Below are 20,382 nucleotides of genomic sequence, written 5' to 3'. Positions count from 1 at the left end.
AGCGCAACCGTCACGACCAGTGGCCGAGCAGCCCGGTGACGAGGAAACGGCGCTCGCTGAAGACCATGGATTCCTGCCTGTGTCCGGCGGGGGAAGCGGAGAGGCTATGGCTAAGAGTTTCAGCGACTTCCGCTATCTGACGTTCGACGTCGTGGGCACGCTGATCGATTTCGAGGGCGGCCTCGTCGGCAGTCTCGCGGACATCGCTCGCGAAGCCGGTGTTGCGTTCGATGGGGAAGAGGCGCTGAACCTCTACCGCGCCGCACGCTACATGCCTGACGTCCAGCACTTTCCAGACGATCTCGTCCGGGTCTACGGCGTCATCGCCCCCAAACTCGGCCTTCCGACGGGCGACAGCCACGGCCAGCGCCTGCGGGACGCGGTCAAGGACTGGCGCCCCTTCCCGGACAGCGCCGAGGCGCTTGCGCGCTTGTCGAAGCGCTACAAGCTGATCGCGATGACCAACGCCCAGCGCTGGGCCTTCGAGCATTTCTCCCGCGCGCTCGGCAACCCGTTCTATGCCGGTTTCACCGTCGACGACACCGGCACGGAAAAGCCTGATCCCGCGTTCTTCGAGCAGGTCTTCGCCTTCGTCGAGAAGAATGGCGGCTCGCGTGGCCAGATCCTGCATGTCGCCCAGAGCCAGTATCACGACATCGGAATCTCGCGGAAGCTCGGCCTGACCAATTGCTGGATCCAGCGGCGCCACGCCCAGCCCGGCTATGGCGGCACGATCGAGCCGGAACGCTTCACCGAACCCGACTTCCACTTCACCTCGATGGGCGCGCTCGCCGACGCCGTGGAGGCCAGTCTGGTGGCCTGAAGGAACCCGTAGCGAAGAAGACCAACGCCGGAACAACGGCGCAAATCATAAAGAGGGGAATACACATGACGGACAAGATTTCTTCCAGCTGGACGAATGCCGACGACGCCATCGTCGAGAATGCGATCCGCCGCGGCGCCAGCCGCCGCGACCTCCTGCAGATGCTGATGGCCGGTGGCCTTGCCGCCTCCGCCAGCAGCCTCGTGCTGGCGCGCGCCACCTCCGCGCTCGCGCAGACTCCCGTGAAGGGCGGCAACCTGAAGGCAGCCGGCTGGTCCTCATCGACCGCCGACACGCTCGATCCGGCCAAGGCCTCGCTCTCCACGGACTATGTCCGCTGCTGCGCCTTCTACAATCGCCTGACCTTCCTGGACGCGGACGGCAAGCTGCAGATGGAGCTCGCCGACAAGTTCGAGACCAAGGACGCCAAGGTCTGGACCGTCACGCTCAAGAAGGGCGTCACCTTCCATGACGGCAAGCCGCTGACCTCGGCCGACGTCATCTTCTCGCTGAAGCGCCATCTCGACCCGGCCGTCGGCTCGAAGTCGAACTCGCTCGCCAAGCAGATGACCGAGTTCAAGGCGGTCGATCCGCTGACCGTCGAGATCACGCTCGCGGCGCCGAACGGCGACCTGCCGACCATCCTGTCGACGCATCATTTCATGATCATCGCCGACGGCACCACCAACTTCGCCAAGGCGAACGGCACCGGCGCCTTCGTCTGCGAGAACTTCGAGCCCGGCGTGCGCTCGATCGCGGTCAAGAACAAGAACTACTTCAAGTCCGGCGGCGCGAACCTCGACTCCTTCGAATTCTTCGCGATCACCGACGACACCGCGCGCGTCAATGCGCTGCTTTCTGGTGATATCCAACTCGCTGCGGCGATCAATCCGCGCTCGATGCGCCTGGTCGAGAGCCAGCCGGGTGTCGTGCTGTCGAAGACGACCACCGGCAACTACACGAACCTCAACATGCGCATGGACATGGCGCCCGGCAACAAGGCGGATTTCGTGGAGGGCATGAAGTACCTGCTCAACCGCGAGCAGATCCAGAAATCGGCGCTGCGCGGCCTCGCCGAGGTCGCCAACGACCAGCCGATCCCGCCGATGAACCGCTATCACAACAAGGATCTGAAGCCGAAGGCGTTCGATCCCGAGCGGGCCAAGTCGCTCTTCCAGAAGGCCGGCGTCCTCGGTCAGTCGATCCCGATCGTCGCCTCCGATGCCGCCGGCTCCTCGGTCGACATGGCGGTGCTCGTCCAGCAGGCCGGCAATGCCATCGGCATGAAGTTCGACATCCAGCGCGTTCCCTCGGACGGATACTGGTCGAACTACTGGCTGAAGGCTCCGGTCCATTTCGGCAACATCAACCCGCGGCCGACCCCGGACATCCTGTTCTCGCTGCTCTACGCATCCACGGCGCCGTGGAACGAGAGCCAGTACAAGTCCGAGAAATTCGACAAGATGCTGCTGGAGGCGCGCGGCTCGCTCGACGAGGCCCAGCGCAAGCGCATCTATGACGAGATGCAGGTGATGGTCGCCAATGAGGCCGGCACCGCGATCCCGGTCTATATCTCGAATGTCGATGCCATCTCGAACAAGCTCAAGGGCCTGCTGCCGAACCCGCTCGGCGGGATGATGGGCTACGCCTTCGCCGAGTACGTCTGGCTCGACCGCTGAGCCCTGCTTCTCCTGCGGGCCGGGCGCGTGCGCCCGGCCCCCAATTCGTGTCACACTCCAATCGGAGGTGTCTGCTGCGGGAGCGTCGATGAACCTTCACCTGTTGTCCCTGCTGGGCGGACGGCTGCTCGTCGCGCTGCTGACGCTGCTGATCGTCTCCTTCGTGGTGTTCTGCGCCACCCAGATCCTGCCGGGCGATGTCGCCGAGGTGCTGCTCGGGCAGGCCGCGACGCCGGAGGCGGTGGCCGGGCTTCGCGCAGCGATGCACCTCAACGACCCGGCGATCCTGCGCTTCTTCCGCTGGCTCGGCGGAATGCTGACCGGCGATCTCGGCATCTCCTATGCCAATAACCGGCCGATCGCGGAGCTGATTGCCGGGCGCCTGGGCAACTCGTTGCAGCTCGCCGCGGCGACCGCGCTCTTCTCGGTTCCGATCGCGCTCGCGCTTGGCATCACTTCCGCCATGCTGCGCGGCTCGCTCTATGACCGCTCGGTCACGATGGCGACGATTACGGTGATCTCGGTGCCGGAGTTCATGATCGCGACCGTCGGCGTGCTGATTTTCGCCGTGTGGCTGAAATGGCTGCCCGCCCTCTCCTTCGCACGCAACATCACCTCCTTCAGCGAGATGCTGCGCATCTATGCGATGCCGGTCTTCACCCTGAGCTTCGTGATCTCGGCCCAGATGATCCGCATGTCACGTGCGGCCGTCGTCGAGGCGCTCAACACGCCCTATGTCGAGATGGCGCAGCTGAAGGGCGCCTCCCGCCCGCGGGTCGTACTCCGCCATGCGCTACCCAACGCGCTCGGCCCCATCGTCAACGCCGTCGCGCTGTCGCTCTCCTATTTGCTGGGCGGCGTCATCATCGTCGAGACGATCTTCAATTATCCCGGCATCGCCAAGCTGATGGTCGACGCCGTGGCGACGCGAGACCTGCCGCTCATCCAGAGCTGCGCGATGATCTTCTGCGTCGTCTACCTGCTCCTGATCACGACGGCGGACATCATCGCCATCCTGTCGAACCCGAAATTGCGCTGACCATGGCCATCGACGCAACCAACGCGACAACCGTCAGCCCGCGCCGGGCCGGGTATCGGTTCAATCTCACGGGCTGGATCAGCCTCGTCATCATTCTCGCCTGGGCGCTGATCGCGATCCTCGCGCCCTATGTTACGCCCCACGGCATCAGCGACATCGTCGACACCGACTATTTCGGCCCGATGAGCCTGCAGTTTCCGCTCGGGACGGATTATCTCGGGCGCGACATGCTCTCGCGCATCCTCTTCGGCGCGCGCTACACCGTCGGCATCTCGCTGGCCGCCACGCTGATCGCCTGCACGATCGGCGTCACGCTCGGCATGGCGGCGGCCGTGACGGGCGGCTGGTTCGATGCGGCGCTGAGCCGGTTCGTCGATGCGTTGAGCTCCATTCCCAGCAAGCTGTTCGCCCTCGTTGCCGTTGCCGGCGTCGGCTCCTCGATTCCCGTGCTGATGCTGATCCTCGGCATCATCTATACGCCCGGCTCCTACCGCTTCGCCCGGGCGCTCGCGGTCAACGTCAACACCACGGATTTCGTCACCGTGGCGCGGATCCGCGGCGAGAAGCTGAGCTATCTGATCCGCGCCGAGATCCTGCCCAACATCATCGGGCCGGTCCTGGCCGATGTCGGCCTGCGCTTCGTCTTCATCGTGCTGCTCTTGTCCGGCCTGTCCTTTCTCGGCCTCGGCGTGCAGCCCCCGGAAGCCGATTGGGGCTCGCTGGTGCGTGAGAACATCGGCGGCCTGCCCTTCGGCGCGCCGGCCGTGATGGCACCCTCCTTCGCCATCGCCAGCCTGACGATCGCGGTGAACATGCTGATCGACAACCTGCCACAAAAGATCCGCGACCGGAGCGAATGATGAGCCCTCTCGTCGAAATCCGGGACCTCAAGGTCGAGGCGACCACCGATGCCGGCCGCCGCGTCGAGATCATCAAGGGCGTGAGCTTCGAGATCGCGCCCGGCGAGATCGTCGCGCTGATCGGCGAGAGCGGCTCGGGCAAGACCACGATCGCGCTGACCCTGCTCGGCTACACCCGCACGGGTTGCCGCATCACCGGCGGCAGCGTGAGCGTCGATGGCCGTGACATGGCTGCCCTGTCGGAGAAGGAACGGGCCAAGGTCCGAGGCGTCGCGGTCTCCTACGTGCCGCAGAGCGCGGCGGCTGCCTTCAATCCGGCGCAGCGCATCATGGACCAGGTGATCGAGATCACGCGCATCCACGAACTGATGCCGCGCGCGCAGGCCGAAGCCAAGGCGGTGGATCTGTTCCGTGCGCTGTCCCTGCCTTCGCCCGAGACGATCGGCGGGCGCTACCCGCACCAGGTGTCCGGCGGCCAGCTTCAGCGCCTCTCGGCGGCAATGGCTCTGATCGGCGACCCGAAGGTGGTGATCTTCGACGAGCCGACGACCGCACTCGACGTCACCACGCAGATCGAGGTTCTGCGCGCCTTCAAATCCGTGATGCGCCAGAGCCGGATGGCCGGCGTCTATGTCTCGCACGATCTGGCCGTCGTCGCGCAGATCGCCGACCGCATCGTCGTCCTGAAGGGCGGGGTCATCCAGGAGATCGGCGCCACCGCACAGATCCTATCGGCGCCGAAACACCCCTACACGCAGGAACTGCTCGCGGCCTTCGCGCCACCGGGGCGCATCCCCGCACAGGCGGCGAGCCCGGAAGGCTCGGCTTCCCGCCCTGTGCTGGAGCTCTCATCCATCAGCGCGGGCTACGGCAAGCTGCAGGCCGACGGAACGCCGCTGATCCTGGCGGTCGACAAGGTCAGCTTCAAGCTGGAGCGCGGGCGCAATCTGGGCATCATCGGCGAATCCGGCTGCGGAAAATCGACGCTCGCCCGCTCCATAGCCGGCATCATCCCGCCTTCTTCCGGCACGATCGCCTTCAACGGCAAGCCGATGGCGCCACGCGCGCAGGACCGCAGCGCCGATGAGTTGCGCAAGCTGCAGATCGTGTTCCAATCGGCCGATACCGCGCTCAACCCGGCCAAGTCGATCGAGGACATCCTCGGCCGTCCTCTCAGCTTCTACCACGGCCTGCGCGGGGCCGCCCGCGACGCGCGCATCGACCGGCTGCTCGAGCTGGTGCACCTGCCTCGCGCCTTGAAGCACCGGCTGCCCAGCGAACTGTCGGGCGGGCAGAAGCAGCGCGTGAACCTGGCACGCGCGCTCGCCGCCGATCCCGAACTCATCCTCTGCGACGAGATCACCTCTGCGCTCGACACCGTGGTGGCTGCTGCCATCATCGAGCTGCTCAAGGACCTGCAGCGCGAGCTCGGACTGTCCTACCTCTTCATCAGTCACGACCTGACGACGGTGCAGGCGATCTGCGACGAGGTCGCGGTCATGTATCGCGGCGTGAAGGTCGAGCAGTTGCCGGCCGATCAGGTCGGCAAAGCCGGCGGCCACCCCTATGCACGACTGCTGATGTCGTCGGTGCCCAAGCTCGATCCGAGCTGGCTCGACAAGCTCGAACGCGATCCGGAACTCGTCGCCGCCTTCTCGAAGCGCTGAGCCTGCTTCAGGTCGTTGTCGTGACCGGGAACAGGCTGGTCAGCGGCATATGCGGCTTCACGATCGGCGATTTCAGCACGACGAAGCTGAAATACTTGTCGATGCCGATATCGAGGTCGATCAGCCGCTCCATCAGCGTCTGGTACTCGATGATGCCGCTGGTCACGAACTTGACCAGATAGTCGTAGCCACCCGAGACCAGATGGCACTCGATCACCTGGTCGAGCTTTTCGATGGCCGCCAGGAAGCGCGCGAAATCGATCTGCCGGTGGTTCTTGAGCGTCACCTCGGTGAAGACCGTCAGCGTCTGGCCGAGCTTGCCGACATTGATGCGGGCGGAATAGCCGGTGATGTAGCCGTCCTGCTGCAGCTTCTTGACGCGCATCAGGCAGGGGCTCGGCGAGAGATTCACCAGCTCGGCCAGCTCGACATTGGTGATCCGGCCGTTCTTCTGCAGCTCGTAGAGGATCTTGATGTCGATCTGGTCAAGCTTCATGGGTGTTCCCCTCGATCGACTGATGGCCATGCCGCGCCTTCCGGCCCGACGCTCCGCAGCAGATCATGCCGCGAACGATGCGCAGTGTCTAACAGGTGTCGGGCGCAGGCGATGGCAGAATTGACCTGCCTAAACCGAAGAAAATGCCGCGGCGATCCGATCTGCGGCGCACATGCCCGCTGACCGGCAGATAGTCTGGCCTCCGCAAGGAGACCGTGATGCCGGCGCCACTGTTCGAGATCGAAACCAGCCCCGCCCTGCCTGATCGTGCCGATGTCGTCGTCATCGGCGGCGGCATCGTCGGCGTCTGCGCCGGCTACTATCTCGCGCGCCGCGGCTTGAAGGTCGCGCTCGTCGAGAAGGGTCGCATCGGCGCCGAGCAGTCGAGCCGCAACTGGGGCTGGTGCCGGCAGCAGAATCGTGACGCACGCGAGCTGCCGATGGCGACCGAAAGCCTCGCGTTGTGGGATCGCTTTGCCGAAGAGATTGGCGAGGATCTCGGCTTCCGGCGCTGTGGCCTGCTCTATCTGAGCGATGACGATGTGCAGCTTTCCGCCTGGGCGAAATGGCGCGACTTCGCCGCCGGCGCAGGCATGGTCACCCATATGCTCTCCGCTGAGGAAGCCTCGGCTCGTGGCAGCGCCACCGGCAAGCGCTGGAGGGGCGGCGTATTCTCGCCGACGGACGGCACAGCCGACCCCGCCCGCGCCGCACCGGTGATCGCGCGCGGCATCCTCAAGGCCGGCGGCAGCGTGCATCAATTCTGTGCCGCTCGAGGCCTCGAGACGACAGGCGGACGTGTCTCGGCCGTCGTGACCGAGAAGGGCACGATCCGCACAGGAACGGTCATTCATGCCGGCGGCGCCTGGGCCTCCTCTTTCCTCAACCAATACGGCATCCGTTTTCCACAATCCTCTGTACGGTCGTCGATTTTGTCCGTTGAGCCCGGCGCGGTCGGCCTGCCGGATGCGCTGCATACGGCTGCAGTTTCGGTGACGCGTCGGAGTGACGGCGGCTACACGCTGGCGATCAGCGGCGGAGCCCGCGTCGACCCCACGCCGCAGCAACTGCGCTTCGCATCCCAGTTCGTGCCGATGTTCCTGCGGCGCTGGCGCAGCCTCGCCATCGGCGGGCTCGAAGGCTGGAAATCCGGCCACGAGACGCTTGCGCGCTGGAAGCTCGACGCGCCGACGCCGATGGAGGCGAGGCGCATCCTCGACCCGACGCCCGACCCGCGCCAGATCGCCGAGACCCATGAACGTGCGCAGGCGCTGCTGCCGGGTCTCAAAGCCGTGCCGGTTGCGGCGCGCTGGGCCGGCTACATCGACTCGACGCCAGACGGCGTGCCCGCCATCGGCGAGCTTGCCGGGCTACCCGGCTTCATCCTGGCGGCGGGTTTCAGCGGCCACGGCTTCGGCATCGGCCCCGGCGCCGGCCACATGATCGCGGATATCGTCACGGGCGCGAAACCGATCGTCGATCCCAAGCCTTATCGGCCCGAGCGACTGGAAGGTTCCGCCTTCGGCAAGGTGGCGGAATTCTAGGAGGGTCTCTGCCCGCATCGGACCGCATAAGTCCGTCTTATGGGACCGACACGAACTCGTCTTGTCGTTCTCTCGAGCAGGTACGGATGCTGCATGGGATGATGGTGGATGTCATCGAGGAGATCGGCAAGGATGCCGGCTTCAAGGTCGAGATTCGGCCGATGCGGTTCTCGACGCTGATCGCCTCCCTGACCTCCGGCAAGATCGATATCATCTCGGCCGCCATGTACAGCTCGCCGGAGCGTGCCAAGGTCGTCGACTTCAGCCAGGATGCCCTACGCCTATGGCGAGGGCCTGGTGCTCCCGTCAGGCGACGCCAAGGACCATGTCGGCTTCGAGGATCTCAAGGGCAAGAAGGTCGGCGCCCAGATCGGCACCCGCTATATCGACGCCCTCAAGGCATCGGGCGCGCCGGTCGAGGTGAGCGCCTATGACAGCCTGCCCGATATCCTGCGCGACGTCTCCAACGGCCGCCTCGACGCCGGCATCGGCGACTATCCGATCCTGGCCTAGAACCTCGCGCAGGGCCGCTTCCCGCAATTGCGACTGGTCAAGTCCTACAAGCCGTCCGTTCCGGGCCCGATCAACTTCGCCGTCAAGCAGGGCAATCCCGAGCTTCTGGCGAAGATCAATGCCAGCCTCGCGAGCATGAAGAAGGACGGCCGCTTCGGCACGATCCTGAAGAAGTGGGGTCTCGAGCGCGCGTCCCCGCACTGCCCCATCTCGGCGGGCAGGAGGGCGTCTTCTTCGCCTGCGGCTACAGCGGCACCGGCATCGCGCGAGCGAGCTGGTTCGGCCACAAGATCGCGCAGCGCATGCTCGGCAGCACGGATGCGCCGAGCGCCTATGCCGACCTGCCCTTCCGCAGCTGTCCGCTTTACAATGGCAAGCCGTGGTTCCTGCCGCTCGCCGTGCTCTTCTACGAAATGCGGGATCGCTGGGACCAGCGATAGAGCGGGAGAAAGCCCGGCGGCGCTTGCGTCTGGACATCCGCGCCGGCGGCGGCGATGTCTGCGCTATCGCCGTTGATGGGACGACAGATGCGGGCGCGCCAACTCGAAGTCTTCTGCACGCTGATGCGCTGCGGCACCGTCACCGGCGCGGCTGCGATGCTCAATATCTCGCAGCCGGCCCTGAGCCAGATCCTCCTTCACGCCGAGGATCAGCTCGGCTTCAAGCTGTTCAACCGCGTGCGCGGGCGGCTGGTGCCGACGCAGGAGGCCGAGGAGCTCTACTCCCAGGCCGAGCACATCTTCGGCGAGCTCGATGCATTACGCCGCCGCACGGTCGACATGCGCCATGGCCGCACCGGGCTCGTTCGGCTCGCGGCCTCGGCCCCGCCCTCCATGTCGATCGTACCGCGCGCCCTGACAGCGTTCCGCGAAGCCCACCCCGAGATCGTGGTGCGCTCGCTGATCGCCTCGCAGACCTCCATCGTCGAGATGCTGCGCAATGGCGAAGTGTCCCTCGGCATCGCCATGAACAATCTGCCCCATGCCGGCATCCATGCCGAGACGGTCGGGCGCGCCACACTGGTCTGCGTCGTCTCGGCCGGGCATCGGCTGGCCGCGCTCGACCGCGTCCGCTTCGCCGATATCAGCGACGAAACCCTGATCTCCTACCGCGCCGATACCTTGCCGGGGCGCCTGCTGGCCGCCTCGGCCGAGGCAGAGGACTTCGCCTATGCGCCGGCGATCGAGATCGACCTGTCGATCACGGCGCTGCCCTATGTAAGGGATGGTCTCGGCATCGCCATCGTCGACAGCCTGCTGCCCTGGGAACAGTTCAACGGCGTCGTCACCCGACCGTTCGAGCCCCGGATCGAAGTGCCGGTCGCCATCCTCACCAGCAACGACCGGCCGCTCTCGGCCAGCCATGAATTGATGCGCGATTGCCTTCGCGCGGCTTGCCGGGACCTCAATCGCTCAAGCGGAACCTGAACAGGCAGCGCTATCCGCCTGTAGCAGCATCCTGAATCAGAGCGGAGATCGGGGCAGGCCTCACCGGAGCCTGTCCGCGTAGCCGGCCCGCCGCAACCGCGCAGGCATAACCCGCGCTGCCGGCAACGATCTCCGCTGCGGCCAGTTCGCAATAGCGCCCCTGGCAGCGCCCCATCCCGGTACGTCCGAGCGATTTGGCGCGATTGACCTCACCGCCACCGAAATCGACGGTTTTGCGTAACTCACCGGCCGTCACGCCCTCGCAGCGGCAGACCACCGTCTCGTCAGGCAGTCCAGCCGCCGTCTCGGCCGGCCAGGGAAAGGCTGCGGCAACGCCGCGCGCGAAGCGGCCGAACCGGGCCAGCCTGCGCCGATCCGCGGCCATGTCCGGCGCCTGCAGGCCAAGATCCTGCAGGCAGGCCGCGGCGGCGAGCCGCCCCGCGATCTCGGCTCCGTCGGCGCCAAGAATCCTGAGCCCGTCGCCGGCGAGATAGACGCCAGATGCCGCCCGCCCCATGGCATCGGCCTTCGGCAGCCATTGCCTCCAGGTCTCGTCATAGGCGAAGTCGCAGCCGGCCAGGTCCGCGAGACGGGTCTCCGCCCGCAGATGCCAGCCGAGCCCGACCGCATCGCAGGGCGTGCGCTGGCTCCGCCCCGCTTCGTCGCGCCAAAGCACGGCCGTCGGGCCACGCTCATCCGCCTCGATGCGATCCAGCCGGACGCCGGCATGATAGATCCCGGCCAGGCGCCGGCGCATCATCAGCCCGCGCAGGGCAAAGAGCGGCCGCGCCGAGAGACCGGAGAAGCCGCGCAATTGCTGGCGCATGGATGCGGTATCGAGTACCGCCGCGACCTGCCCGCCGGCTTTCAGCAATTGCACCGCGAGCAGGGTGAGCAGTGGCCCCGATCCTGCCAGTACGATGCACCGCCCCAAGGCGGCCCCTTGCGCCTTCAACGCGATCTGCATCGCGCCGAGCCCGTAGACGCCGGCATTCTCCCAACCCGGCACAGGCATGACGCGATCCATCGCACCGGTCGCGAGGATCAGGCGGTCATAGGGAACCCAGCGCGAACCCGCCCCGTCGAGGACCTGCAGCCGGCCGTCTGCAATGGCGACGACAGAACTGCGGGCATGATGAACGATGCGACCTGCCGCGGCCAAGGTATCGAACGTCTGGTGCAGCGCGACCGCCTTTGCGGCCTCTGAACCGTAAAGGGCCTCAGGCGGGCGCGTGAAGCCCTGCGGCGGCCGGCGATAGATCTGGCCGCCGGCGCGCTCGCCCTCGTCGATGACGACGGGTGTCAGCCCCCCGGCGACCAGCGTCTCGGCGGCCCGGATGCCGGCCGGCCCGGCCCCGACGACGACCACGCGGGGCTTTTCTCCCGCACTCATGGCCAATCGCCCGGAGCGCCGGAGAGGAGTCGCATGCCCTCGGCGAGAGGCGTCGAGCATGCCCGCAGCCGCGGGCCATTCTCCTGCCAGATCCAGCAATCCTGGCAGGCTCCCATCAGGCAGAAGCCGGCACGGGCTTCAGGCCCGAATTCGGAGCGGCGCAAAGCCGACGCAACCGAGAGGACAGCGCTGAGCACGGTGTCGCCGGTCAGTGCCTGCCGCTCGGCTCCGTCGAGGAAGAAGCGCAGCGGGACGCGATCGACTTCGGCCAATCGGACCAGACGGCCAGCCCCTGCGCTCGCGGCCATATTCATTCGGCGGCCTCGGCATGGACCAGCCGCGGCTCCGGCATCTCGGGAAACCGCAGCTTGGCCGCGGCAAATGCCTCATCCACGCCACGCGCGCCGGCCCTGCCCTTCATGCGGCGGAATATCTCCGTCTTGGCGAAGAAGCGCCAATGGATCGGGAGGCCGGCAAGCAAGGCCGTCAGCCTGTCATAGGCGTCCCGCGTCCATTGGGCTTCGTAGCCCTCGCGCTCCGGGCCGAAATGGAAATGACCGGGTACCGGCGAGCGGTCGGCGCGCCGCGCCTTCGTCGCGGCCTCGTCCAACGCTTCGCCCTGCATGACGACGCCGTACTCTCGCTCCGCCGCTTCCCGAGAGACATAGCCGCGCACGACATCCTCCGCGACGCGCCAGGCTTCCCTGTCGAAGGGATGCCCTCGCCCCCCGCCGCCGGCCGAGCGGATCTCGAGCACGTCGCCGGGCTGCAGGACGGCGGTGTCGATATTGCCGAGCCGCCGCTCCTCCGGCTGGCCGGGATTGACCACCATGTCGGAAAGGCCCGCTGCCCTCCCGCCCAGCACGCCCCAGGGCCGGAAGAAGCTGCGGTCGCGGTTGCGGGCGGTGATGCGACTGTCCGGCGCGAAGACACGGAACGCCATTTCGGTGGCAAGCCCACCGCGCCAGCGCCCGGCGCCACCGCTGTCCTTGGCCAGCCCATATTTGACGAACTCCACCGGCGTCTCGGTCTCGGTAATCTCGATCGGCGTGTTCTTGAGATAGGCGGCATCGGCCCCGGAGCCGTTGGTGCCGTCGCGATGCGGCATGCCGCCACCGCCGCCCACCACCGGGTTGACCGCGGCGATAACGGTCCGGCTCGTGCGCTCGTCTGTGGTCATGACGTTGACGATGCAGTTGTTGCCGGCGGGCGCGGCGGGCAACCGCTCCGGCACGGCCTGCGAGAACGCGCCGAAGATCACCGAGCGCAACCGCGCGCAGGTCAGCGAGCGCATCCCGACCGCCGCGGGGAAGACCGGGTTCAGCACTGTTCCTTCCGGCGCGATGCAGGTGAAGGCGCGCGTCAGCCCGGTATTGAGCAGAATCTTCGGGTTCAGCGTGTAAAGGACGTAATAGACCCCGACGAGCAGGATCGTGTGGCGCGGATTGCCACCGCTCGGCACATTGAGCGAGGAGGCGAGCTGCGGGTCGGAGCCGGTGAAATCCAGCACCGCCTCGTCACCGCGGATGGTGAGCTTGAGCTTCAGGCGGCAGGGATTGGCCTCGACCGAATCCTCGTCGGCATAATCGGCGAACTCCCAGGTGCCGTCCGGCATGCCGCGCAGCACCTCGCGCGCCTGCGCCTCGGCCTGGTCGAGCAGTGCCTCGACGCCGCCGAGGAACCCCTCGCGCCCGAACTTCTCGATCATGGCCAGCACCTTGCGCTCGCCGGTGTTGAGCGCGCCGACCAGCGCCTTGATGTCGCCGATGTTCAGGTCCGGCTTGCGGACATTGGTCGTCATGATCCTGAGGATCTGCTCGTCGAAGACGCCTTCGTTGACGAGCTTCATCGGCGGGAAGCGGATGCCCTCCTGATGGATCTCGGTCAGCGCCCGCGACAGCGAGGCCGGCACCGCGCCGCCCATGTCGGTGTTGTGGATATGGCCGCCCGTCCAGGCGACGATCTCGCCCTCGTGGAAGACCGGCTTCCAGAGATGTGTGTCGGGCGCATGGGTGGCGACGAAGCAGGAATAGGGATCGTTGGTGAAGGCGACGTCACCCGGCTTGTAGTCATCGACCATCGCCAGCGCCGGCGCCCATGACAGGCCGGGATACCAGGTCGCGCCCAGCTCCATCGGCACGGCGAAGGTGTCGCCGCTGCGGCTGATCAGCATGACCGTGAAGTCCTCCGTCTCCTTGACGAAGGCGGAATGGGCCGTGCGGTGCAGCGTATGCGCCATGTTCTCGGCAGCGGCGCGGGCATGGTTGGCGAGCACCTGAAGCTTCATCCGGTCGAACATCGGCATTACTCCGCGAAAGTCAGATGAAGGTTGAGATGGCCATCGATCCGCGCGGTGGCGCCGGCAGGAATGGCAACCGTGGTATCCTCCTGGGCGACGACGGCAGGGCCGGCGAAACGACTGCCGGGCGGCAGGTCGGCGCGGCGGTAGAGGCCGACGGGCTTTCGGTTTCCGCCCGTATGGATCGTCAGCTCGCATTCCGGGCTCGCGGGCGCATCGGTCTCCGCTGTTTCCGGAAACGAGAGCGCAGGACCAGCGCCGATGGCGGAGAGGCGCAGGTTGACGATCTCGATGCGGCCATCAGGGTCGTCGAAGTCGTAGATGCGCTGATGTGTCTGGTGAAACTCGCGGGCAATGGCCGCCGGGTCACCGGCTTCAAGCCAGGCCGGCTGCAGGGGAACCTCGATCTCGTAGCTCTGGCCGACATAGCGCATATCCGCCGAGAACCTGAGATCGGCCGGGCCGGCATGGCCCTGGGCCGCCAGCCAGTTGCGCCCTTCCTGGACCATCGCCGCCGCCGCCGCCTTCAACTGCGACAGCACGGAAGCCGTGAGCTCCGCGAAGAGCGTGCGAACGAAATCACCGCGCAGATCGGCGACGAGCCCGCCGAGCGCCGAGACGACACCCGGCCGACGCGGCGCCAGCAGCCTGGTCATGCCGAGTTCTCGCGCAAGGAAGGCGCCGAGCATCGGGCCGCCGCCGCCGAAGGGCATCAGCGTGAAATCCTTGAGGTCGACACCGGCTCGGGACGACAGCTTCTCGACCTCGACGAACATCTCGGAGACGGCGATGTCGAGGATCGCCTGCGCGGTGTCGTCGAGGGACCGGCCCAGCTTCGCGGCCAGGCGCCCGACGGAGGCGCGGGCAAGGCCAGCATCCATCTTCAGCTGGCCGTAGGCCATCTCGCTATGGCCAAGCCAACCGCAGACCACCATGGCATCGGTGACGGTCGCCTGCTCGCCACCGCGCCCGTAGCAGGCCGGTCCAGGCGTCGAGCCGGCCGATTCCGGCCCGACCCGCAGCACGCCCTGCCCGTCGACGGTCGCGATCGAGCCGCCGCCGATGCCGATCGAGCTGACCGAGACGGAGGGGATGTAGAGCGGGAACTCGCCGATCATCTCGCCGGTGCCGTATTGGGGCTCGCCGTCGATGATCAGGGCGAAATCGGCGGAGGTGCCGCCGATATCGAGCGTCAGCACGCGCTTTTCGCCGGCCTGCCGGGCGAACCAGGTCGCGCCGATGACGCCCGAAGCCGTGCCGGAGAGCAGCATGGAGACGCAGGCGCGCTTGCCCTCCGCAGCGTTCATCACGCCGCCGTTCGACTTGGTCAGGAGCGCGCGTGCCGGCACGCCACGATCCGCCAGCCGCTGCTCCAGCGCGGTCAGGTAGCCGGCGATGCGCGGATGCACATAGGCGTTGAGGATCGCCGTCGTCGTCCGCTCGTATTCGCGGATCACCGGCCAGACCTCGGCCGAGGTGAACACGAAGAGTTCCGGAGCCAGCCGCGCGATCTCCGCCTTCACGGCTTCCTCCTGCGCGCCGTCGCGCCAGGCGTGCAGGAAGGCGATGACGATGCCGACGGCTCCGCGCGCTTTTGCCGAAGCAACAGCCGCTGCAACGACAGCGAGATCGGGCTTTACCGTCTCGCGCCCGTCCGAGCGCATCCGGGCCGGGATGCCGAACACCCGGTCGCGGGTGATGAGCTGCTCGGGGCGGCTGCAGAACAACGAATAGGTCTCGGGCATGCGCAGTCGCGCCAGCTCGATCACGTCCTCGAAGCCGGCATTGGTGAAGAGCGCCAGCGGCGCGCCCTTGCGCTGGATGATGGTGTTCACGCCGACCGTCGTGCCATGGACGAAGCGGGTGACCGCCGTCGGATCGAGGCCTTCGCGCTCGGCCAGCAGCGAGAGACCTGTCATCAGCTCGGCGCCCGGATCGTCCGGCGTCGTCAAGACCTTCAACGACGCGACCTGGCCCGAACGCGTCTCGAGCGCGCAGAAATCGATGAAGGTGCCGCCGATATCGACGCCGACCTTCCAGTCCGCACTCGGCACAGTTCCGCCGTCCATGTCCGCTCCTCTTGCTGGTGGCTGGAAGCTGGCATGGAAGCCGCGACGCGGTCCAAGAGACATGCGGGGCAGGACCATAGGCTGGACTTATGGCCTGCCGGCCATCGCGTCTTTGACGGCTCTGCATGCCCACGTCAGGTTCGATCGCATGGAGATCTGCCGCCTCTGCGGCAAGAGGCTGGACATGGATGTGATCGTGCTCGGCGGCGGCCTGATGGGGACCGCGGCAACCTTCTTCCTGAGACGGCGCGGCCTCAAGGTCACGCTGATCGAACGCAACCGCGTCGGAACGGGTGCCACCGTCGCCTCCTTCGGCAATATCCGCCGGACCGGGCGCCACCTCACGCAATTGCCGCTGGCGCATCGCTCGCGCGCACTCTGGGGCGATGCGGAGCGCCTGCTCGGCAGCGACGTCGAGTTCCGCGCCACCGGCCATCTCCGGCTGATCTTCGAAGAGGACGCGCTGGCGGATATGCGCGCCTATGCCGATGCCGCGCGGCCCTGGGGGCTCGAACTCGAGGAACTCGGCGCCAACGAGATCCGGGCGCGTTTTCCCGGCCTCGGTCCCGGAGCGATCGCGGCCTCCTTTTCCCCGCAGGATGGCTCCGGCAATCCGCGCCTGATCGCGCCGGCCTTCACAGAGGCCGCAAGGCGGCTCGGCGCGGAAATCGTCGAGGAATGCGAAGTCGGCAGCATCGAGAAGACAGAATCCGGCTTCCGCGTTTCTACGTCGAAGGGGGTGTTCGAGGCAGCGAAGCTGCTCAACACTGCCGGCGCCTGGGGGATGCGGATCGCCGCGCAATTCGGCGAGCCGGTTCCCCTCACCCCGCGCGGCCCGCAAATGGGTGTCACCGAGCCCCTGCCCCATCGCATCCTGCCGGTTGTCGGCATCTGGACCCGCCGCCACGGGACGGACGCCTATTTCCGTCAGGTCGAGCGCGGCAACATCGTCTTCGGCGGCGCGGCCGAACGTGTCGACGTGCCCCTCGATCCCGGCCACGCCAAGGCCGATCCCGCACGGCTGCCGGCGCAGCTCCGCGCTCTCAGGCAGCTCCTGCCGGCCCTGGAGAAGGTCTCGGTGATCCGCACCTGGTCGGGCTGCGAGGGCTATCTGGCCGACATGCTGCCGGTCATGGGGCCGTCCGGCACCACGCCGGGGCTGTTCCATGCCTTCGGCTTCAGCGGGCACGGCTTCCAGATCGGCCCGGGCGTCGGCGACACGATGGCCGAACTGATCGCGACGGGCACGACGGATATCCCGCTCCACGACTTCCGGATCGAGCGCTTCGCCAACGCAGAGAGCGGCCGCAGCCCCGCCGCGGCTTGAAATCGCCGGCAGCTCAGAGCTTGGAGCAGAGCCGGTAGGCCTCGTAGATCGCCGAATAGAGATCGCGGCTCGATACGGCGTCGCCGATGCGGTGCAAGAGGAAGCTCCCCGGCGCGGGGGTTGCCGCCTCCTCGCTCCCCAGCATGAACGCGATATCGGTCACACCGTCATTGTCCGAGAACTGCCGCAATTCGTGATAGATCCCGACGGCCGGCAATGTGCCGTGTTCCACGACGATCTGGCTGGCCTCGACCAGGCTTTCCGCCCCCGTCAGCTCATTGCGGAACGTGGCCTGCAAGGCGTTGCCCCGGCGCTCGACCTTCTCCAGCCTGACATCGACAAGCGCGCGGATGCCGAGTTCGGCGAAGCGCTTCCGGAAGCTCGACTTGTCGATATAGGACATCTCGATGGCCAGCGCGTCGTCGGGCGTAGCCAGACTGACCGACCGGCCTTGCCGGGCGATCTGCAAGGCGCAGGACGCCGCTGCCTGACGCCCGGTTCCGTCATAGACGAGCACATCGCTCTTGCCCGGCACCGTGCCGGTCAGCACGTCCCAGACGCTGTCGCACAGCTCCGAGCCTTCGAACCAGTCGGTATCCGGAATGCCGCCGGTGGCGACGATCACGAGATCCGGTGCCTCGACACGAACGGTGTCGGCCTCCGCATAACAGTTCACCCGGACATCGACGCCGAGCCGCTCCAGCTCCGCGACGCGCCAGTCGACGATGCCGATCAGATCGCGACGCTCCTCGGCAGCGGTGGCAACGAGCAACTGCCCGCCGAGCTTCGCGGCAGCCTCAAAGAGCACGACCGAATGCCCCCGCTCGGCGCAGACACGGGCGGCTTCGAGGCCTGCCGGCCCGCCGCCGACCACCACGGCCTTCAGCCGCCGCGAGGCCGGCGCGACCTCATGGCCGAGCACGGTTTCGCGCCCGCTGGCGGCGTTATGGATGCAGTTGACCTTCTTGTAGAGGCAGTAGGAGGCGCCGACGCAAGGCCTGATCCGCTCCTCCTCCCCGCGCCTGATCTTCTGGACCAGATGCGGGTCGGCGATATGGGCGCGGGTCATGCCGACGAGGTCGACGACGCCCTCGCGGATGGTGTGGCGCGCCGTCGCGACATCGCGAATGCCGCCGGCATGGATCAAGGGCAGCTTCGTCTCCCGACGGAACTGCGCCACCGAAGCGAGATAGGGCGCGTTGCGCTGGAATAGGCCGGGCATGTTGTCCTCGGCCAGCGCCAGATCCGTGTCCATGCGGCCGTAGATGCAGTTGAAATAGTCGATATGGCCTTCGCGCTCGAAAATCCTCGCGAGTTGCAGGCAATCCTCGAAATCCGAACCATCGGCCACGCCCTCGTCGATGACGAAGCGGATGCCGACGATCGCCTCGTCGCCGACGCGTCGGCGGATCGCCTCGTGAACCATGAGCCCGAAGCGTGCCCGGTTCTCCGGCGAGCCGCCGAAACCGTCGGTGCGCTTGTTGGTGCGCGGTGACAGGAACTGGCCGATCAGATGCCCACCGGTCACCGTCTCGATGCCGTCGAGCCCGCCCTCCACGCAGCGCAGCGCCGCATCGGCATAATCCCGGATGATGCGCGCGATATCCGCATCGTCCATCTCCTTCGGGAAATTGCGGTTGCGCGTTTCCCTCACACGTGACGGCGCCAGCACCGGGAGCCAGTTCCAGCCGTAGGAGGTCGCGCGGCGGCCGAGATGCGATACTTGGCACATCACGGCTGCACCATGCCGGTGAATGCGGTCGGACAGTGCCGCGAGATGCGGAATGATCCGGTCACTGGAAAGGTCGAGCTGGCCGCCGCCCCAGCTCGAATCCGGCGATGTCATCGCCGAGCCGCCGATCATCGTCATGGCAAGGCCGCCACGGGCCTTTTCCTCGTGATAGCGCTGGTATCGCTCGAGCGGCAGGCCGCCATCGTCCAACATCGAGGCGTGGCTGGTGCTGACGATGCGGTTGCGAAGCCGCAGTTTCTTGATGACGAACGGTTCGAGCAGCGGGTCGCGCGGCGTGCCGAGGGGCCGATCCGGAATGGCAACCGTTGCGCTCATCGAATGGCTTCCCTGTGGTCGAACCGGAGCGGGGCGACTGGTGTCTTCTGCTTTGCGAGCACGAGAGCGCATCAGGATCGAGCAGGCCTAGCGATCGTGGCGGCAAATCTGGAACCGGACCAGATTGAAAAACCTTGGGAGAAGCATACGCTGAGCGTATGGCTCAGCTCTCCCGCCTTATTCCCTCCGCACGCGGACTTCTGGTTTTCGAGGCCGCGGCCCGCACCGGCAGCTTCACGGCCGCGGCCGTGGAGTTCAACGTCAGCCAGCCTTCGATCAGCCGCAGCGTCGCCGAGCTGGAAGCTGCGGTGGGCGCCCGGCTCTTCGAGCGGCGGGCGCGCGGGCTCGAACTGACCGCGGACGGCCGCGATCTCTTCGGCGTCGTCGGAGAGGCCGCCGGGCGCATCGCCGATGCGATCCAGGCGATCCGGCAGCGGCAGAATGCGACGAAGCCGATCGTCACCCTCTCCATGTCCAGCTCGTTCGTTGCCCATTGGCTGTTGCCACGGCTGGGCGAATTCCATGCCGCCTTTCCGGAGATCGATATCCGCTTCGACCTCATTCCAGGGGTCCTACGCGGCATTCCCGACAATGTGGATCTGGCGACGCGCATCGTCGAAGACGACGACCCGCGCTATCATCGCTGGCTCTTCGCGCCGGAGATCATCTTCCCCGTCTGCAGCCCGGCCTATCTGAAAGCGCGCGGCACGCTCGATCACACGGGGGACGGATCAGGGCATGTCTTCTTGTGGCTCACGGACCATGCGATGCCCAAATGGGCGCGGGAATGGGGCAATGTCGCCCGTCGCAGCAGCTCGAAAGGCGTCTGGCACGAATTCACGGACTACTCCGTCATCCTGCAGGCCGCGCTGAACGGGGAAGGCATCGCTCTTGGTTGGCTCAGCGTGGTCTCGAGCGCCTTGCTGAAGGGAACCCTGGTTCCCGCGTCTGACCTGATCATCCGCACGGGGCAGCACCACAGTCTGATCGCGCCGCGATCAAGACCGCTCAATCCTCTGGTCGAACGGGTGGCGCTATGGCTTCGGGCCCAAATGGCCGAGGAGCTGGCTGCGCTCGATGAAGCGCTCCAGCCACGACCGCGATCGTCGCCTGACATTGGGGCGGCCGGGGCTGAAATGATAACTGTCGATAGCCAGTGTGCACCGAAGTAAAGCAGC

At 66.7% G+C, this 20,382-nt stretch carries 17 protein-coding genes and 2 pseudogenes; 13 read left to right on the top strand and 6 right to left on the bottom strand.

Annotated features, from left to right (window positions below; all coding sequences use genetic code 11):
• The first annotated feature begins 106 nt into the window (after nucleotides 1-106).
• The 5 genes from AC6RIC_RS14595 (at nucleotide 107) to AC6RIC_RS14575 (ending at nucleotide 6,068) form a co-directional block, all read left to right on the top strand.
• Complete coding sequence (locus AC6RIC_RS14595; RefSeq protein WP_499732865.1) at nucleotides 107-823, top strand: HAD-IA family hydrolase; 717 nt, start codon at nucleotides 107-109, stop codon at nucleotides 821-823.
• A 65-nt stretch (nucleotides 824-888) separates the two neighbouring features.
• Complete coding sequence (locus AC6RIC_RS14590; RefSeq protein ID WP_499732864.1) at nucleotides 889-2,502, top strand: ABC transporter substrate-binding protein; 1,614 nt, start codon at nucleotides 889-891, stop codon at nucleotides 2,500-2,502.
• An 88-nt stretch (nucleotides 2,503-2,590) separates the two neighbouring features.
• Nucleotides 2,591-3,541: an ABC transporter permease gene (locus AC6RIC_RS14585; protein ID WP_499732863.1), complete on the top strand. Its 951-nt coding sequence runs from the start codon at nucleotides 2,591-2,593 to the stop codon at nucleotides 3,539-3,541.
• A 2-nt stretch (nucleotides 3,542-3,543) separates the two neighbouring features.
• Complete coding sequence (locus AC6RIC_RS14580) at nucleotides 3,544-4,401, top strand: ABC transporter permease (RefSeq protein WP_454656929.1); 858 nt, start codon at nucleotides 3,544-3,546, stop codon at nucleotides 4,399-4,401.
• A complete protein-coding gene (locus AC6RIC_RS14575) occupies nucleotides 4,401-6,068 on the top strand; it encodes an ABC transporter ATP-binding protein (RefSeq protein ID WP_499732862.1) in 1,668 nt (555 codons plus the stop codon). The genes AC6RIC_RS14580 and AC6RIC_RS14575 overlap by 1 nt, the downstream gene beginning before the upstream one ends.
• 7 nt (nucleotides 6,069-6,075) lie before the next feature.
• Here the strand turns inward: AC6RIC_RS14575 and AC6RIC_RS14570 are convergent, their stop codons facing one another.
• The gene (locus AC6RIC_RS14570; RefSeq protein ID WP_499732861.1) at nucleotides 6,076-6,564 is read right to left on the bottom strand and encodes an Lrp/AsnC family transcriptional regulator; all 489 of its coding nucleotides are present in this window, start codon (nucleotides 6,562-6,564) and stop codon (nucleotides 6,076-6,078) included.
• A 218-nt stretch (nucleotides 6,565-6,782) separates the two neighbouring features.
• Here AC6RIC_RS14570 and AC6RIC_RS14565 point away from each other — a divergent pair, with 218 nt between their 5' ends.
• The 6 genes and pseudogenes from AC6RIC_RS14565 to AC6RIC_RS14540 all read left to right on the top strand — a co-directional run bounded on the left by AC6RIC_RS14565 (nucleotide 6,783) and on the right by AC6RIC_RS14540 (nucleotide 10,048).
• Nucleotides 6,783-8,108: an NAD(P)/FAD-dependent oxidoreductase gene (locus tag AC6RIC_RS14565; protein WP_499732860.1), complete on the top strand. Its 1,326-nt coding sequence runs from the start codon at nucleotides 6,783-6,785 to the stop codon at nucleotides 8,106-8,108.
• An 86-nt stretch (nucleotides 8,109-8,194) separates the two neighbouring features.
• Nucleotides 8,195-8,317 (top strand): annotated as a pseudogene (locus tag AC6RIC_RS14560) (transporter substrate-binding domain-containing protein); the annotation flags it as partial.
• A 61-nt stretch (nucleotides 8,318-8,378) separates the two neighbouring features.
• Nucleotides 8,379-8,621 carry a type 2 periplasmic-binding domain-containing protein gene (locus tag AC6RIC_RS14555; RefSeq protein WP_499736671.1) on the top strand — a complete coding sequence of 81 codons (243 nt, stop codon included), beginning with the start codon at nucleotides 8,379-8,381 and terminating at the stop codon, nucleotides 8,619-8,621.
• A gap of 27 nt (nucleotides 8,622-8,648) precedes the next feature.
• Nucleotides 8,649-8,753 (top strand): annotated as a pseudogene (locus tag AC6RIC_RS14550) (amino acid ABC transporter substrate-binding protein); the annotation flags it as partial.
• A gap of 41 nt (nucleotides 8,754-8,794) precedes the next feature.
• Nucleotides 8,795-9,061, top strand: a complete 267-nt coding sequence (locus AC6RIC_RS14545; RefSeq protein WP_454656924.1) for a hypothetical protein — start codon at nucleotides 8,795-8,797, stop codon at nucleotides 9,059-9,061.
• 87 nt (nucleotides 9,062-9,148) lie between these two features.
• Nucleotides 9,149-10,048, top strand: a complete 900-nt coding sequence (locus AC6RIC_RS14540; RefSeq protein ID WP_499732859.1) for a LysR family transcriptional regulator — start codon at nucleotides 9,149-9,151, stop codon at nucleotides 10,046-10,048.
• A 10-nt stretch (nucleotides 10,049-10,058) separates the two neighbouring features.
• Here the strand turns inward: AC6RIC_RS14540 and AC6RIC_RS14535 are convergent, their stop codons facing one another.
• Genes AC6RIC_RS14535 through AC6RIC_RS14520 form a run of 4 tightly spaced genes read right to left on the bottom strand, consistent with a single transcriptional unit; the run spans nucleotide 10,059 to nucleotide 15,809 of the window.
• The gene (locus AC6RIC_RS14535) at nucleotides 10,059-11,441 is read right to left on the bottom strand and encodes an FAD/NAD(P)-dependent oxidoreductase (RefSeq protein WP_499732858.1); all 1,383 of its coding nucleotides are present in this window, start codon (nucleotides 11,439-11,441) and stop codon (nucleotides 10,059-10,061) included.
• Nucleotides 11,438-11,755 carry a (2Fe-2S)-binding protein gene (locus AC6RIC_RS14530; protein WP_499732857.1) on the bottom strand — a complete coding sequence of 106 codons (318 nt, stop codon included), beginning with the start codon at nucleotides 11,753-11,755 and terminating at the stop codon, nucleotides 11,438-11,440. The genes AC6RIC_RS14535 and AC6RIC_RS14530 overlap by 4 nt, the downstream gene beginning before the upstream one ends.
• Nucleotides 11,752-13,740: a hydantoinase B/oxoprolinase family protein gene (locus AC6RIC_RS14525; RefSeq protein ID WP_499732856.1), complete on the bottom strand. Its 1,989-nt coding sequence runs from the start codon at nucleotides 13,738-13,740 to the stop codon at nucleotides 11,752-11,754. The genes AC6RIC_RS14530 and AC6RIC_RS14525 overlap by 4 nt, the downstream gene beginning before the upstream one ends.
• A gap of 5 nt (nucleotides 13,741-13,745) precedes the next feature.
• Nucleotides 13,746-15,809 carry a hydantoinase/oxoprolinase family protein gene (locus tag AC6RIC_RS14520; protein WP_499732855.1) on the bottom strand — a complete coding sequence of 688 codons (2,064 nt, stop codon included), beginning with the start codon at nucleotides 15,807-15,809 and terminating at the stop codon, nucleotides 13,746-13,748.
• Between the two features lie 184 nt (nucleotides 15,810-15,993).
• Between AC6RIC_RS14520 and AC6RIC_RS14515 the strand changes: the two genes are divergently transcribed.
• Complete coding sequence (locus AC6RIC_RS14515) at nucleotides 15,994-17,136, top strand: NAD(P)/FAD-dependent oxidoreductase (RefSeq protein ID WP_499736605.1); 1,143 nt, start codon at nucleotides 15,994-15,996, stop codon at nucleotides 17,134-17,136.
• Nucleotides 17,137-17,149: 13 nt separating this feature from the next.
• Here the strand turns inward: AC6RIC_RS14515 and AC6RIC_RS14510 are convergent, their stop codons facing one another.
• On the bottom strand, nucleotides 17,150-19,204 hold the full coding sequence (locus AC6RIC_RS14510) for an oxidoreductase (protein WP_499732854.1): 2,055 nt from the start codon (nucleotides 19,202-19,204) through the stop codon (nucleotides 17,150-17,152).
• Nucleotides 19,205-19,362: 158 nt separating this feature from the next.
• On the opposite strand from AC6RIC_RS14510, the gene AC6RIC_RS14505 reads away from it, so the two are divergent.
• Nucleotides 19,363-20,376 carry a LysR substrate-binding domain-containing protein gene (locus AC6RIC_RS14505; RefSeq protein ID WP_499732853.1) on the top strand — a complete coding sequence of 338 codons (1,014 nt, stop codon included), beginning with the start codon at nucleotides 19,363-19,365 and terminating at the stop codon, nucleotides 20,374-20,376.
• The last annotated feature ends 6 nt before the right edge of the window (nucleotides 20,377-20,382 follow it).

This window comes from Allobosea sp. TBD101 (assembly GCF_059817965.1).
This window is presented reverse-complemented; position numbering and strand designations above follow the sequence as displayed.

Bases quoted from the DNA above. Each gene is read 5' to 3' on its own strand.
- AC6RIC_RS14565 (WP_499732860.1), top strand. From the start codon at position 6,783: ATGCCGGCGCCACTGTTCGAGATCGAAACCAGCCCCGCCCTGCCTGAT.
- AC6RIC_RS14530 (WP_499732857.1), bottom strand. From the start codon at position 11,755: ATGAATATGGCCGCGAGCGCAGGGGCTGGCCGTCTGGTCCGATTGGCC.
- AC6RIC_RS14505 (WP_499732853.1), top strand. From the start codon at position 19,363: ATGGCTCAGCTCTCCCGCCTTATTCCCTCCGCACGCGGACTTCTGGTT.
- AC6RIC_RS14515 (WP_499736605.1), top strand. From the start codon at position 15,994: ATGGATGTGATCGTGCTCGGCGGCGGCCTGATGGGGACCGCGGCAACC.
- AC6RIC_RS14520 (WP_499732855.1), bottom strand. From the start codon at position 15,809: ATGGACGGCGGAACTGTGCCGAGTGCGGACTGGAAGGTCGGCGTCGAT.
- AC6RIC_RS14575 (WP_499732862.1), top strand. From the start codon at position 4,401: ATGAGCCCTCTCGTCGAAATCCGGGACCTCAAGGTCGAGGCGACCACC.
- AC6RIC_RS14595 (WP_499732865.1), top strand. From the start codon at position 107: ATGGCTAAGAGTTTCAGCGACTTCCGCTATCTGACGTTCGACGTCGTG.
- AC6RIC_RS14510 (WP_499732854.1), bottom strand. From the start codon at position 19,204: ATGAGCGCAACGGTTGCCATTCCGGATCGGCCCCTCGGCACGCCGCGC.
- AC6RIC_RS14525 (WP_499732856.1), bottom strand. From the start codon at position 13,740: ATGTTCGACCGGATGAAGCTTCAGGTGCTCGCCAACCATGCCCGCGCC.
- AC6RIC_RS14535 (WP_499732858.1), bottom strand. From the start codon at position 11,441: ATGAGTGCGGGAGAAAAGCCCCGCGTGGTCGTCGTCGGGGCCGGGCCG.
- AC6RIC_RS14580 (WP_454656929.1), top strand. From the start codon at position 3,544: ATGGCCATCGACGCAACCAACGCGACAACCGTCAGCCCGCGCCGGGCC.
- AC6RIC_RS14590 (WP_499732864.1), top strand. From the start codon at position 889: ATGACGGACAAGATTTCTTCCAGCTGGACGAATGCCGACGACGCCATC.
- AC6RIC_RS14570 (WP_499732861.1), bottom strand. From the start codon at position 6,564: ATGAAGCTTGACCAGATCGACATCAAGATCCTCTACGAGCTGCAGAAG.
- AC6RIC_RS14540 (WP_499732859.1), top strand. From the start codon at position 9,149: ATGCGGGCGCGCCAACTCGAAGTCTTCTGCACGCTGATGCGCTGCGGC.
- AC6RIC_RS14585 (WP_499732863.1), top strand. From the start codon at position 2,591: ATGAACCTTCACCTGTTGTCCCTGCTGGGCGGACGGCTGCTCGTCGCG.
- AC6RIC_RS14555 (WP_499736671.1), top strand. From the start codon at position 8,379: ATGCCCTACGCCTATGGCGAGGGCCTGGTGCTCCCGTCAGGCGACGCC.